At 70.7% G+C, this 14,169-nt stretch carries 9 protein-coding genes; 1 reads left to right on the forward strand and 8 read right to left on the reverse strand.

What is annotated here, in order from left to right; all coding sequences use genetic code 11:
- Window positions 1–54: 54 nt before the first annotated feature.
- Window positions 55–807, reverse strand: coding sequence for a LytR/AlgR family response regulator transcription factor (locus MARPU_RS15500; protein WP_005222978.1), 753 nt, complete (start codon window positions 805–807; stop codon window positions 55–57).
- A 345-nt stretch (window positions 808–1,152) separates the two neighbouring features.
- Between MARPU_RS15500 and argH the strand changes: the two genes are divergently transcribed.
- Entirely contained in the window at window positions 1,153–2,547 is a 1,395-nt protein-coding gene (gene argH, locus MARPU_RS15505; RefSeq protein WP_005222980.1) for an argininosuccinate lyase, read from the forward strand.
- Between the two features lie 52 nt (window positions 2,548–2,599).
- On the opposite strand, the gene argE is transcribed toward argH, so the two are convergent.
- The 7 genes from argE to MARPU_RS15540 all read right to left on the reverse strand — a co-directional run bounded on the left by argE (window position 2,600) and on the right by MARPU_RS15540 (window position 13,568).
- The gene (gene argE / locus MARPU_RS15510) at window positions 2,600–3,754 is read right to left on the reverse strand and encodes an acetylornithine deacetylase (protein WP_005222982.1); all 1,155 of its coding nucleotides are present in this window, start codon (window positions 3,752–3,754) and stop codon (window positions 2,600–2,602) included.
- Window positions 3,755–3,850: 96 nt separating this feature from the next.
- Window positions 3,851–4,321 carry a chemotaxis protein CheW gene (locus MARPU_RS15515; RefSeq protein ID WP_005222984.1) on the reverse strand — a complete coding sequence of 157 codons (471 nt, stop codon included), beginning with the start codon at window positions 4,319–4,321 and terminating at the stop codon, window positions 3,851–3,853.
- Window positions 4,318–9,948 carry an Hpt domain-containing protein gene (locus MARPU_RS15520; protein WP_005222986.1) on the reverse strand — a complete coding sequence of 1,877 codons (5,631 nt, stop codon included), beginning with the start codon at window positions 9,946–9,948 and terminating at the stop codon, window positions 4,318–4,320. Before MARPU_RS15520 ends, MARPU_RS15515 begins: the two co-directional genes overlap by 4 nt.
- Window positions 9,949–10,036: 88 nt before the next feature.
- Complete coding sequence (locus MARPU_RS15525) at window positions 10,037–12,043, reverse strand: methyl-accepting chemotaxis protein (protein WP_005222988.1); 2,007 nt, start codon at window positions 12,041–12,043, stop codon at window positions 10,037–10,039.
- Window positions 12,044–12,125: 82 nt separating this feature from the next.
- A complete protein-coding gene (locus MARPU_RS15530; protein WP_005222989.1) occupies window positions 12,126–12,701 on the reverse strand; it encodes a chemotaxis protein CheW in 576 nt (191 codons plus the stop codon).
- A 4-nt stretch (window positions 12,702–12,705) separates the two neighbouring features.
- The gene (locus tag MARPU_RS15535; protein WP_005222990.1) at window positions 12,706–13,134 is read right to left on the reverse strand and encodes a response regulator; all 429 of its coding nucleotides are present in this window, start codon (window positions 13,132–13,134) and stop codon (window positions 12,706–12,708) included.
- Window positions 13,135–13,142: 8 nt separating this feature from the next.
- Window positions 13,143–13,568, reverse strand: coding sequence for a response regulator (locus MARPU_RS15540; RefSeq protein ID WP_005222991.1), 426 nt, complete (start codon window positions 13,566–13,568; stop codon window positions 13,143–13,145).
- Window positions 13,569–14,169: the final 601 nt, after the last annotated feature.

Consider the following 14,169-nt stretch of genomic DNA (forward strand, 5'->3'; position numbering starts at 1 on the left):
CTGCGGCTCCGGGGACGACCCGACGGGTCCCAAACCCGCGGCCGCCCTCAGCGATCACGGCCCCGCGCGCAGCCAGCGACGGATCTGGGCGAGATGACGACGACTCACCGTCAGCCGTTCGGGACGATCCCGCAACCGCGCCACGGTCGAGCCATCGGGGCGCTTCTCCAGCCCCTCCAGCCGAGTGCGCGCGACCAGTGCATTGCGATGGATACGCAGGAACAACTCGGGGAACTCGCGCTCGAAGGAGCGCAGTGACTCGTCGACCAGCAGCTGGCCCTCGGCGTGGTAGACGGTGACGTATTTGTGCTCGGCCTGCAGATAGACGACATCACGCACCGCCACCCGCACCACGCTGCCGCGATAGGGCGCGCTGATCTCGCTGCGTCGCTCCTCGCTCCCGCCCGGCCAGGAGGGCCGGTTGGCCGCCTGACGCCCCCAGGCCAGACCCTGGCTGCGTCGCAGCACCGCCTCCAGCCGCTCCCCCTCGACCGGCTTGTCGAGCCGCTCGAGCACCGCCGGCGGGGCCAGCAGCTCGCCACCACGGGCACGCTCGCCGGGGGTCATCAAGACCACCCGTGGCGGGCGCTCCAGGGTGGCCAGACGCGCCGCCGTCTGCAGGCCGTCGAGTCCGGGGATCTGCAAGTCGAGCAGTACGAGGTCGATGGGTTGGCGGCGACAACGTTCGATCGCCTCGAGTCCGTTGCAGGCCTCTCCGGCCAATTCGTGGTCTCCCTCGGTCTCGGCGAGCAGCTGACGCAGCCGTTCGCGTGCCGAGGTCTCATGATCGACGACCAGGATCTTCATGCTGATTCACCCCTATCCATGGATGGATTACAGCGCTCGCGGGGGCGGAGCAGTGCCTCCCCCGCCGCATGGTGGCTCACACCTTGCGCATTCGCATTCCAATGGGTCTTCTGAGAGGTGCTCTCAACCCCACCCCCCTGTCCTTCCCTGTGCACGACGCCCCGGCGGGGGGCCGTCGTCACGCCCTCAAGGATGGGCCGTTGCCTGGCCCGGCTCAAGTCGATCGCACGAAGTCCCCGCGAAGCACACCGCGCCACCCCCCGCCAATGCTCGGGGCACGCCCTGCCAGCAGGCACCGGACAACGTGTAGAATCAATGGATTCTCAACCCCCGGATCACTCGAGCATGCACGACACCAACCAATCCGCAAAACCCTGGGCCGGGCGCTTCAACGCCCCTACCGATGCCTTCGTCGAGGCCTTCACCGCCTCGGTCGACTTCGACCGTCGACTCTATCGCTACGACATCCAGGGCTCGATCGCCCACGCCACCATGCTCGCCCGCCAGGGCATCCTCACCGAGGCCGAGCGCGACGCCATCGTCGCCGGGCTCGAGCAGGTGCGCGCGCGCATAGAGGCCGGCGAGTTCGAGTGGTCGATCCCGCTCGAGGACGTCCACATGAACATCGAGTCGGCACTCACCCAGGCGATCGGCGACGCCGGCAAGAAGCTCCACACCGGGCGCTCGCGCAACGACCAGGTGGCCACCGATGTGCGTCTGTGGCTGCGCGAGGAGATCGACACCATCGCCGGCGAGATCCGTCGCCTGCAGCACGCGCTGCTCGATCTCGCCGAGCGCGAGGCCGACACCGTGCTGCCCGGTTTCACCCATCTGCAGGTGGCCCAGCCGATCACCTTCGGCCATCACATGATGGCCTGGTTCGAGATGCTTGAGCGCGATCACGACCGCCTCCTCGACTGCCGCCGTCGACTCAACGTGATGCCGCTCGGCGCCGCCGCGCTCGCCGGTACCACCTACCCCATCGATCGCGCCCACACCGCCGCCCTGCTCGGCTTCGATCGCCCCGCCGAGAACTCGCTCGACGCCGTCTCCGATCGCGACTTCGCCATCGAATTCAGCGCCGACGCGGCGATCCTGATGATGCACCTGTCGCGCTTCTCCGAGGAGCTGATCCTGTGGTCCTCGGCACAGTTCGGCTTCGTCGAGCTGTCCGACAGCTTCTGCACCGGCTCCTCGATCATGCCGCAGAAGAAGAACCCCGACGTGCCCGAGCTGGTGCGCGGCAAGAGCGGTCGCATCTTCGGCCACCTGATCGGCCTGCTGACCCTGATGAAGGCCCAACCCCTGGCCTACAACAAGGACAACCAGGAGGACAAGGAGCCGCTGTTCGACACCGTCGACAACCTCAAGGGCTCGCTCAAGGTGTACGCCGACATGATGGCCCATGTCAGCTGCAACCACGAGCGCATGCGCGAGGCCGCGCGCCAGGGCTTCAGCACCGCCACCGACCTCGCCGACTATCTGGTGCGCAAGGGCATCCCCTTCCGCGACGCCCACGAGATCGTTGGCAAGGCCGTCGCCCTCGGCGTGCGCGAGGGCCGCGACCTCGCCGAACTGCCGCTGGAGTCGCTGCAGCAGTTCTCCGAGGCGATCACCGACGACGTCTACGCGGTGCTCACCCTCGACGGCTCGGTCGCCGCACGCGACCACCTCGGCGGCACCGCGCCGAACCAGGTGCGCGCAGCCATCGCCCGCGCCCGCCAGCGCCTCGCCGACTGAGCGCACCCACCCCGCGCCGCCGGCGCGGGGTGGCGCGGCGCACGCTGCGGCCTCAGTTCAGACAGAACTCGCGGATCAACCCGCGCAGCAGCGTCAGAGTCGGCGGGATACGCGCGAGCGCGAGGAACTCGTCGGGCTGGTGGGCCTGGGCGATGTCGCCCGGACCCAGCACCACGGTGTCCATCCCCAGCTGATTGAGGAAGGGCGCCTCGGTGCCGAAGTTGACCGCCTCGGCCGGGTGTCCGGTGAGCCGCTCACAGGCCCGCACGATGGCCGCGTCGGCGGCGGTCTCGGCCGGCGGGATGGCCTCGAACAGCGGCGCGACCGCCCACTCCAAGCCACGTCGCCGCCCGACCTCGGCGACCCGCTCGGCAAGCTCGGCGCGCACCGTCTCGGCCGACATCCCCGGCAACAGCCGCAGATCGACCAGCAGCTCGCACTCGCCACAGATCCGGTTGGGGTTGTCGCCGCCGCGGATATGACCGAGGTTCAACGTCGGCGTGGGGATCGCAAAGGCCGGGTGATGATGCCGCTTGTACAGCGCATCGCGCCACGCCAGCAGCGCCCCGATCACCTCGTGCATGCCTTCCAGCGCACTGTTGCCGAGCGCCGGATCACTGGCATGACCACTGCGCCCGATCAACCGCAGCGACTCGTTCATCACCCCCTTGTGCAACCGCACCGGACGCAGCCCGGTAGGCTCGCCGATCAGCGCATGACGACCGAGCCTGCGCCCGGCGGCGACCAGCGCCCGCGCGCCGGTCATCGCCGACTCCTCGTCGGCGGTAGCGAGCAGCGTCAGCGGCGCGTGCAGATCGGCGCCGTCCAGCCCGCGTGCGGCCTCCAGGACGAGCGCGAAGAAGGCCTTCATGTCGGCGATGCCGAGCCCGTAGTAACGTCCATCGACCTCGGTCAGGCGCAGTGGATCATGGCTCCAGCGCGACGCGTCGAAGGGGACGGTATCGGTATGCCCGGCGAGCACCAGCCCGTCCGTCCCCGCGCCCAGGGTCGCCACCAGGTTGACCTTGCCGGGATGCCCCGGCACATCGAGCACCTCGACGCGGAAACCGGCCCGCTCCGTCCACTCGGCGAGCAGCGCCACCAGCGGGCGATTGCTCTGGTCGAGGGCGGGATCGACACAGCTCACCGACGCGGTCGAGACGAGTGCCCCGAGCATCTGCTCGAGCCTGGGTGGATCGACGGACATATGACGGACTCCTGAGATCGAGGATGGGCATGCCGAGTGGCGGCGACAGCGGACCGGGAAACACGGCTCGGGCGCCGGTGGCGACGCCGAGACGGCTCAGCCCGACGTCTGGGCCGCGAGCAGGGCGCGCTCGAGCGCAGTGAAATCGGGCAGCCAGGCATGACGCTCGCCGAGCGCGAGCGCCGACAGGGCGAAGGGGTGCGGATCCTGCTCCGTGCTCAGATTGTCCGGCGCCGCTCGCTCGAGCCGCGGCATGCCGCGACTATAGAGCGCGACGAAGGGCAGCGCCGGGCTCCCCGCAGGCATGAAGCAGACCACCACGCGCGCATGCGCCCGCCCTCGCCCCTGCCCCTCGGGCGGTGATGCGAAGGCCACCGCCGGCACCCGTCGACCACGCCACTGCAGCTCCCCGAGCAGCCACTCGGGCGTATCGGGGAGCGGCTGCACCGCGTCTGCCGAGACGATCTCGGCCACCGCGCTCGCCGGCACCAGCAGGTCGCGCCCCTGTGTGGGCAGCAGCATCACCCGCACCTCGCCGTGATCGGCGCTCTCCTGTCCCGGGATCATGACGCGGACTCCGTGAGCACCGAGACGATCTCGCCGAGCAGTTGCGACTCCTGATAGGGCTTGCCGAGATAGCGATCGACGCCGAGATCGAGCGCGTGCTTGCGGTGCTTCTCGCCAGTGCGCGAGGTGATCATGATGATCGGCAGCGCGCGCAGTCGCTCGGAACGACGGATGTGGCGGGTCAGCTCGAAGCCGTCCATCCGCGGCATCTCGATATCGAGCAACAGCAGATCGGGCATCCGCGCATCGAGCAGGGTCAGCGCCTCGACCCCGTCCTTGGCGGTGATCACCTCCATGCCCTCGCGCCGCAGCAGGCGGCTGGTGACGCGGCGTACCGTCAGCGAGTCGTCGACCACCATCACGCACACCGGACTCTCGCCGCGGGCGTCGGTGCTGCGGGCCGGGCGGTACTCCTGCAGCGCCTTGGAGCGCAGCAGCGCCAGGGCATCAAGGATCAGCGCCACCCGCCCGTCGGGCAGCACGGTGCCGCCGCTCAGCCAGCGCACGTCGGCCAGCTGCGGACCGAGCGGCTTGACCAGGATGCGCTGGCTCTCGATCAGGCTGTCGACCTGCAACGCCACGCGTTGCTCGCCAACCCGCGCCAGCAGCAGCGGCAAGCGGCGCTGCTCGCCGAATTCGGGCTCCTGGCGTGGATCGAGCACGCCGCCGAGATAGACCACCTGATAGTCCTGGCCGAGATGAGCGAAGCGACGCTGGGCGCCGTCATAGATCGCAGTGAGCTGCTCGCGATCGATGCGCGCCACCGCCTCGACGCTGCTGTGCGGCACCGCGTAGACGTTCTCGCCGACCTTGACCAGGAAGGCCTCGATCATCGCCAGGGTCAGCGGCAGACGGATGGTAAAGGTCGCGCCCTGACCGCGACGCGAGGTGAGATCGATGCCGCCGTTGGCGGCCTTGATCTCGGAGGCGACGACATCGAGCCCGACCCCGCGCCCGGAGATCTGGGTGACCTCGCTGCGGGTGGTGAAGCCGGGTTCGAGGACGAATTGCAGCAGTGCCTCGTCGGGGATCTCGACCTCGGGCGAGAGCATCTCGCGGGCGATCGCCTTGGCGCGGATCGCATCCAGATCCATTCCCTTGCCGTCATCGCTCAGGCTGATCAGTGCATCGTTGCCCTCGCGACGCAGCGCCAGCACCAGCGCGCCGGTCTCCGGCTTGCCCGCCGCAAGACGCGCCTCGGGGGCCTCCAGGCCATGATCGACGGCGTTGCGCAGCAGGTGCTCGAGCGGCGCCACCAGGCGATCGAGCACCGCGCGATCGAGCGCCACCTCGGGACCGATCACCTCCAGTCGCGCCGACTTGCCCAGGCTCTCGGCGGTCTGGCGCACCAGTCGGTGCAGCCGTGGCACCACTTGCACGAAGGGCACCAGCCGGGTGCGCAGCAGGCCGTGCTGGAGGTCGTCGGCGAGTCGCGCCTGCTGGGTCAGCAGGTCGGCGACCTCGCGCTGATAGCCGCCGAGCAGCTCCTTGACGCTGCCCAGGTCGTCGAGGGTCTCAGCGAGGCTCCCGGAGAGCTGGTGCAGATTCGAGAAACGGTCGAACTCGAGTCGGTCGAAGCCCTGTTCGCCGCCACCCTCATCGCCCTCCGGCTCCTCGCCGCGGCCGCGCAACTGGCGCTGGGTCTCCAGTTCGAGGGCGCGCAGCTGAGCGCGCAGCCGGCTCAGCGTCTGCTCCAGCTCGCCGAGGCTGAAGCCGAACTGGGCGTTGCGCTGACTGAGACGGGCGCGATAGATGCTGATCTCGCTGGCATCGTCGACGAGCTGGTTGAGCAGGTCGGCGCGCACCCGGATCTGCGCCGCAGCGGTCTCCGGCACGCTCGCGACCGGAGACGACACCGCCGGTGTCGACTGCGCCTGGATCTCGGGCGTGAGCGGGCGCAGCTCGGCGACCGATGTCGGGGTACCGGCGGCGGCAGTCGGCTCTTCCTCGACCCCGTCGAGCGCCGCCACCAGCGCCGACAGACGCGGCACCGGGGCGCCGCGTTCGAGTGCCTCGACCTGATTGGCGAGGGCGTCGACGGCGCGCTGGGCCAGCTCCAGTGTGGTGTCGGTGATCGCGCGCTGGTCGTCGTGGACCGCCTTGAGCCGGGTCTCAAGGGCGTGACCGAGATCACCGATCACCGTCAGCCCGGTGAGTCGAGCGCTGCCCTTGAGGGTATGGAGGATGCGGTTGATACCGTCGAGCAGCTCGAGCTGCCGGGGTGCGAGCTGCCAGGCCTGGAACTCGGCGTCGAGCTTGTCGAGCAGCTCGCGCGCATCCTCCAGGAACAGGGTCGCAAGCTCGGGGTCGGGCGCGGGGACACTGTCCTCCTCCGCCTCGACCGAGGCTGCCGCAGCGACGGCGGGGCGTTCTGGCTCTGGCTCTGGCTCTGGCTCTGGCTCTGGCTCTGGCTCTGGCTCTGGCTCTGGCTCTGGCTCTGGCTCCAGGCTCGCCTCCGGCTCGGGCGACGTCAAGGACTCGGGGATCTCACCCGCAGCATCACCTGCACCGAGCGAAGGCAGCTCCACGCCCTCGGCCATGACCGGGCGCGACTCATCCTCCTCGGCCCCATCAGCCGAGGCCCCCGCAGCCAACAGCGGATCCTTCAGGGCCGGCAGCTCCAATTCCGTCATCGCCTCGACGGCGGGCTCGGACGGCCCGTCCGAGCCGAACGGGGCATCCCCCGATAAGACAACCGCGTCGCTCGCGGCTGGCGGTGACCCGGCTGGCTCGACCGATGGTGCCGACAGGGGCGGCGGCATCGCCACCGCGCGTTCCGCCGGGGCCTCTGGCCCTGTCGGCGCACCGACACGCGGCGCCGGCGCCATCTCCAGCTCGACGGCCAGTGCCTGCAGCGCCGAGCCCGCCGGCCCGACGCCCGGCAACTCGGCGACCCGCTCGGCGATCAGCGCGCGCGCGCGCTCGAGCCAGCGCCCCGAGTCGGGATCGAGCGCGCATGCCTGCAACCCCTTGAGCCGCAGTTCGAGCGACTTGGTGACCGTGGCGATGGTGTCGATCCCGGCCATCCGCGCACTGCCGGTCAGGGTGTGGAGCGCGCGCAGCAGCGGCTCGTCGACCGCGCGCGACTCGTCCAGCGCGGCGGTGACCTGCTGCAGGTGCTCGGCGGCCTCGGCGCGGAAGATCTCGAGCAGCTCCTCGTCCTCCTCGAGCAGGCTGCCGGCATCGAGCGCGGCCCCCCCCGGGTCGGGCAGGGGCTCGGGCGCCGGCGACGACGGCAACACCTGGGGGTCGTCCGGCGTGACACGCCCCTCGGGCACGGCGGCGGGCGGCGGCGGGGTCAGCTCCAGCTCGGAGAGATCGAGCGTGGGCAGCTCCAGGTCGGGCAGCTCCAGCTCACCGGCCTCGTCGATCCCGAGCAGCGCGGCCGGGTCCGCATCGCCCTCGCGGCCCGCGGCGAGTTCGGAGTCAGGCCCCAGACTCGGCAGCGGCACCGTCTCCGGATCCAGCGAGACGGGCTCGTCACGGGCGATTGCCGAGGCCTCGACGGCGCTCGGCGGCACCGGGCCGAGGACAGGCTCGGTCTCGCTGGCAGGCGCCGCTGCGGGCGCGAGCAAGCGCTCGGCCGGGGCGATCAGCGACTCGGTGTCGACCACCCGCCCCTCGGCCTCGGCGCCAATCAGCTCGGGCAGCCGTTCGAGCACCGTGGCGATGTGTGCGATCAGCGGCGGCGAGACCGGCAGGGTACGCTCGAGCACGCGGTTGAGCAGGATCTCGTTGGCCTGGGCGACCTCGGCCACCTGACGCGCCCCGACCAGCCGGCCACTGCCCTTGAGGGTGTGGAAGCTGCGCCTGAGCGTGGTCAGCGCGTCCCAGTCCTCGTTGGCCTCGGACCAGCGCGCGAACTGGGCCCGCGCCGAGGTCATCTCCTCCTCGGCCTCCTCGAGAAAGATCTCGAGGAACTCCGAGGTGACGGCGCCGATCCCCGCATCGGTCTCGGTCACCACCGCTGGTGACGGCGCGCCGGGCTCGGGCGGCGCGCTCCCGAGGCCCTCCTGCAGCGCGGCAAGCGAGCTGCGGGCGTGCTCGATCAGGTTGTCGCCGAACGGCTGACCGTCCTGCAGATGGGCGATATAGAGCTCGAGCGCGGCGATGGTGTCGGCCAGGTGCTCGAACTCGCGCTCGCCCGGTATCGGGGCCTGCGCCGTGCCCAGCCCGCGCACCAGTGCGGCGACCGACTCGGCGAGTTCGGCGGCGGGCTGCTCGTCGAGGATCCGCAGCGCGCCGGCCACCCCCTCCAGCGATCCGGGCACCGGCGCCAGCGGCGCGAGGTTGGCGCGATCGAGATGACAGGCGGCGATCGCCTCCTTGACCTGGACCAGCTCGTAGCCGGCCTCGCGCAGGGTGGTGCTGGCCAGCTCGCCGAGATCGATCCCCGGCAGGGCGCCCGGCAGCGCCGTGACGCGGCGCTCGGCGCAGGCGCGCAACCGCGACTTGAGCGCGAGCAGCCCGGTGGCCAGGGTCTCGAGTCGTCCGCCCCCGTCGGTGCCGTCGAAGGCCGAGCCGAGCTCACCGGCAAAGCGGCGTAGCTCGGCCACCAGCTCGTCGCCGCCGGGGACCTCCAGACGCTCGGCGAGGCGGCGCAGTCCACTCTCCATCAGCGCCAGCTCGCCGGGATCGGGGCGGCCGCCGCCCAGGGCGAGACGCTCGAAGCGCCCCTCCAGTTCGGGAAAGGTCTCCAGCACCTCGGCGGCCGCCGCGGCCAGGGCCTCGTCGCCCGCATCTCCGGGGACGCTCGCGCCCACACCGTAGCGCGTGCGCAGCGACTCCAGACCGGGCAGCCGGGCCGGGTCGAGCGGGGCGAGCGCCGCCAGCAGACGCTCGATCAACGCGATCATCTGCGCCTGCGGCCATTGCGGCGGGCGCTGCACCAGCGGCTTGAGGATCCAGTCGAGATGACCGAGCAGGGTGCGCTGCTCGGCGTCGGCCTCGAGCCAGCCCTGGCGCAGGGCCTCGGCGAGGTGTTCGGCGAGCCGGAAGACGTCGGCCAGCAGTCCCTCGCCGAGATAACCGTGGAGATGGTGGAAGAGGCGCCCGAGCTGGACCAGCCCGCGACCGTCGCCACCGGCGCGATACCACTCGACCAGATGACGGTGGAACTGCGGGCGCACCTGACGCAGCGCCTCGGCCAGCGCATCGAGCGCCTCGGGCGAGGCCTGCAGCGGATCGCTCGTGCCGCCGAGCGCGGCCACGGCGAGCAGCTCGGTCTGGGTCAGCGGCGGCGTGTCGAGCACCGCGCGCACCTCGTTGATCGCCGGCAGCAGGCTCAGCGGCGAGTCGTCGTGCCCGGCATCGAGACGGTCGAGATGGTCGGCGAGCGCCACCAGGGCGTTGGTCAGGGCGCGCGCGCCGGCCTGCAACTCGACCAGCTCACCGGCACCGATGCGCGCGGTCAGACGCGCCAGCTCCTCGGCCAGGCGCGCCGGCGCCGGCAGCTGTAACGCCAGCAACACACCCTGCACCTGGGCCAGCGCGTCACCGGCCTCGGCGGCATCCTGCGGGGTCTCGGACGCCGCCTGGAGGATCGCCAGATCACGGGCCGGACGCAGGGTCGAGTCGATCTCGCCCTTGACCCAGTTCAAACCACCGATGACCTTCTTCTCTGCCATGGGAGCGCCGCTCCTGCCTGATTCAAGGAAAGGTCGCGGGCGACCGCGCGGCGCACGCCTCGCCCCCGCTGCGGATCATCCCGCCGCCTCAGGGCAGGCGGAATCCGGCCACCGAGTGCTGCAGCTCGGTGGCGAGGTTGGCCAGCTGCTCGACCGAGGTCGCGGCACGTCGGGTGCCGTCGTTGTTCTCCTCGGTGAGTGCGCGAATCGCCTGGACGGTGTCGTTGATCTCGGCCGACTGGCGCGACTGACGTTGCGCCGAGTCGGCGATGCGCTTGGTGAGGTCGGCGATGTAGGCCGAGACGTTCTCGATCTCGTGCAGCGCGTCGCCGGCGTTCTCGGCCAGGTTGGCGCCCTCGACCACCCCGGAGGTGCTCGCCTCCATCGAGCTGACCGCCTCGTTGGTGTCGGCCTGGATGGTGCGCACCAGCACCTCGATCTGCTTGGTGGCGTTGCGCGAACGCTCGGCCAGGCGCTGCACCTCGTCGGCCACCACGGCGAAACCGCGACCGGCCTCGCCGGCCATCGCCGCCTGCATCGCGGCGTTGAGCGCGAGGATGTTGGTCTGATCGGCGATGTCGTCGATCAGCTCGACGATCTCGCCGATCTCCTGGGAGCTTTCGCCGAGACGCTTGATGCGCTTGGCCGTCTCCTGGATCTGGTCGCGGATGGCGTCCATCCCCTGGATGGTATCGCGTACCGTCTGCGCACCGCGCCCGGCGACCTCGACCGAGCGCGAGGCGACCTCGGCCGACTCGCCGGCATGGCGCGCCACCTCGTCGATCTGCTGGGTGAGCGACTGTACCGCGGTGGAGGCCTGCTGGATCTGCTGCGACTGCGCGGTGCTCGCCTCGGCCAGGCGCGTCGAGATGGTGCGACTGTCCTGCGCCGAGCGATTCACCCGCGAGGCGGTCTCGTTGATGGTGGTGACCAGGGCGCGCAAGGCCTCGACGGCATAGTTGATGGCGTCGGCGATCGCCCCGGTCTTGTCCTCGGTGACCGAGGCCTCGACGGTGAGATCGCCGTTGGCGAGATTGCCCATCTCGTCGAGCAGGCGCAGGATCGCCTGCTCGTCACGCTCGCTCTGGGCGGTGGAGAGTTCCTCGCGCCGATGCGCCTCGCGCACCGAGTAGAGCGCCAGCAGCGCCAGGCTGAGCAAGGCGGCACCGGCAGTCGCCAGCACCACGGTGGCGCCGACCTCCAGGGGACCCAGCGGGAAGCGCAGGGGCGCGGCGCGATAGGCTGCGGCGAGTTCAGCGAGCGCGCGCTCGAGTCGCTCGGCACCGACGAGAAGAGCCGCCTCGGCATCGAAGGCCTGACTCGCCGCCACGGACTGCTCGAACACCGTATCGAGCGCGGCGACGAGCGCCGCCGAGACCCGCTGCGCCTCCTCGAGCACACCACGCGGCGCCGGCGCCACCTCGACCAGCGTGCTCAGCGCCGCCTCCAGGGCCTCGCTCTCACGTGCCAGGGTCTCGCTCACCTGCCGGGCCCGCTCCTCGGCGGCGGGCAGCTCGGCGAGCAGGGTCTCGATCCGCGCCAGCCGCGCCGACTGCCGCCCCAGGCGCAGCGCCTGTGCCGGCGCGATCTCACTCGTCGCGAGACGCTCCCCGGCACGCACGAGCGCGGCCTCGGCACGCACCACCAGCGCGCGCGCCTCGCGCACCGCGCGGTGCGCGACCAGCGGCGCCTCACCAGCACCGAGCAGACGTTCGAGTTCGACACGCACTCCGGTCCAACCGTCGCGCGCGGCACGCCACGGCTGTTCCAGCCCGACGAGATCGGAGCGCAGCGCACCGGCCTCGCCGCCGAGCGCATCGCGCAGCCGGGCGCGGGCCTGGCGCAGACGCTGCGTCGCCGCCTCGTCCCCCTGCAACAGCAGGGTGCTGTCGGCCGCCAGCCCGGCCACCGTGGTCGCAGCAGTGCTCGCCTGGGCCGAGAGGCGCAGGTGAGCGGCATCGACCCGGTCGAGCCGGAGATAGCCGAGCAGCGCCAGCACCGCGAAGGTCAGCGCCAGCAGCGCCAACGCCCGGGTGATCTGTCGCGACCCGCCCAGCCGTCTCTTGCGTGGGTTGAGCGTCTCTCGTTTCGCCATCTGCTACCGACTCCCGGAGATGTGGATCATGCCCGCGCGGCTCCGGCGACGGGCACTCGTGAATGGATCGGCCGATCGGCACTCAGCCGAGTGCGGCATTGAACAGGGGATCGGCCAGCAGCCGCTCCAGACGCAGCACCGCCACCGACTCGTCGTCGACCCGATAGGCCGCATCGATATAGCGTGCGCTCAACCCCAACCCCTCGGGCAGGGTCTCGACCCGGGCGTCATGACGGACATGGCGCATGCCGAGCGTCTCCGAGACCACCAACCCGCAGGGTGACTCGACCTGACGCGCCACCAGCACCCGATCGCGGGCGCGCCGTCGCCCCGGCGGGACACGGCGCTCGCCGGGCTGTCCCCCTTGGGTCAGCACCGCCAGGTCGCTGATCGGCAGCAGGGTACCGCGATTGTTGGCAACCCCGAGAAACCACGGCTGGGTACCGGGCACGCGAGTGATCTCGACCGGGACCTCGAGCACCTCGGCGATCTGCTCCAAGGGGGTCAGAAACTTCAGGTCTCGCACCCGGAACAGCACCGCCGCCCAGCTGTCGGGCGGGGGCGCGTCATGAGGGAGCGCGGTGCGCTGGGCGCGACAGCTGGCGTCGAGCTGGCGGATCAAGGCGTGCAGCTCGCCCCCGGCAGCGGTCTCGGTCATCCCCTCAGCCCTCCAGCGCCACGCGCACCCGGGCGAGCAGGGTCGCCGCGTCGATCGGCTTGACCAGGTAATCGACTGCGCCCTGACGCAGCCCCCAGGTACGATCGGTCTGCTGATCCTTGGTGGTCACCATGATCACCGGGATGTCGGCGGTCTCGGCATCGCGCTGCAGCATCCGCGTGGCCTGGAAGCCGTTGAGCACCGGCATGACGACATCCATCAGGATGAGGTCCGGGTGCGAGCGGCGCGCGACGGCGATCGCCTCCTCGCCGTTGGTCGCGGTCTCGACCTGGTAACCCGCCTGGGTGAGGACCTTGGCGAAGATCCGGGTCTCGGTCGGGGAATCGTCGACCACCAGCACCCTGGCGCCAGGGGGCGGCGGCTGGGTGGCGTCGTCGGCGGTCGCGTCCGTCTTGCGAAAGAAAGGTCTCATGGCTGCGCTCACGAGCCCGACGGGCTCCGTTCGGGGGCGCGACCGAGGTTGTCGCGCACCGCTGCCAATAGTTCCTCTCCGGTGAACGGCTTGGAGAGATAGAGTTGAGCCCCGACCAGCCGGCCCTTGGCACGGTCGAAGAGTCCGTCCTTGCTCGAGAGCATCACCACCGGGGTATGGCGGAGCGTGGCATTGCCCTTGATCAGGGCACAGGTGTGATAGCCGTCGAGACGCGGCATCATGATGTCGACGAACACCAGGTCGGGTCTGAAGGAGACGATCTTGCCCAGGGCCTCGAAGCCGTCGGCGGCGACCATGACCTCGCAGCCGGCCTTGGCCAGCAGATTCTCCGCGGTCCGGCGGATGGTCTTGCTGTCATCGATCACCAGGATCTTGGCGCCGGTCAGATCGGCATGGTCCGAAGGATCCGTCACGCTGACGACCTCTCGAGTCGGCACGATTGAAGCGTACACCCGGACGTGTCCCATGGTGACCGTCGACGGCGACGGCGGGGAACCGCGATCGCGACACCGGACACGGGCGCGGGGAGACGCGCCGGCGGGTTCTCATCGATACCGGCGCGGCCGGTCATCGACGCAGCAAGTCTAGCAGCGCTGCGCGCGTCATCGCCAGACGGCATTTGCCCGCCGGCGCACCAATGTGCGTCCACAGCCTCCAGCCTCCAGCCTCCAGCCTCCAGCCTCTAGCCACCAGCCTCCAGCCTCTAGCCTCTAGCCTCTAGCCACCAGCCTCCAGCCTCCAGCCTCCAGCCTCCAGCCTCCAGCCTCCAGCCTCCAGCCTCCAGCCTCCAGCCTCCAGCCTCCAGCCTCCAGCCTCCAGCCTCCAGCCTCCAGCGAGGAAGCTTGGCACCTGTGGCTGGCGACTGGTAGCTGATGACCAGCGCTGGCGGCTGGTAGCTGGTGGATGGCGACTGGTGGCTGGTAGCTGGCGACTGGCGACTGGCGGCTGGTAGCTGGCGACTGGTGGCTGGTGGCTGGTGGCTGGTGGCTGGTGGCTGGTGGCTGGTAGCTGGTA

Origin of the sequence: Marichromatium purpuratum 984 (assembly GCF_000224005.2) — a bacterium.
Taxonomy (GTDB): Bacteria; Pseudomonadota; Gammaproteobacteria; order Chromatiales; family Chromatiaceae; genus Marichromatium; species Marichromatium purpuratum.

Coding starts and splice junctions, on each gene's coding strand:
- MARPU_RS15535 (WP_005222990.1), bottom strand. CDS start 13,134: ATGAGACCTTTCTTTCGCAAGACGGACGCGACCGCCGACGACGCCACC.
- argH (WP_005222980.1), top strand. CDS start 1,153: ATGCACGACACCAACCAATCCGCAAAACCCTGGGCCGGGCGCTTCAAC.
- MARPU_RS15520 (WP_005222986.1), bottom strand. CDS start 9,948: ATGGCAGAGAAGAAGGTCATCGGTGGTTTGAACTGGGTCAAGGGCGAG.
- MARPU_RS15500 (WP_005222978.1), bottom strand. CDS start 807: ATGAAGATCCTGGTCGTCGATCATGAGACCTCGGCACGCGAACGGCTG.
- MARPU_RS15515 (WP_005222984.1), bottom strand. CDS start 4,321: ATGATCCCGGGACAGGAGAGCGCCGATCACGGCGAGGTGCGGGTGATG.
- MARPU_RS15525 (WP_005222988.1), bottom strand. CDS start 12,043: ATGGCGAAACGAGAGACGCTCAACCCACGCAAGAGACGGCTGGGCGGG.
- argE (WP_005222982.1), bottom strand. CDS start 3,754: ATGTCCGTCGATCCACCCAGGCTCGAGCAGATGCTCGGGGCACTCGTC.
- MARPU_RS15530 (WP_005222989.1), bottom strand. CDS start 12,701: ATGACCGAGACCGCTGCCGGGGGCGAGCTGCACGCCTTGATCCGCCAG.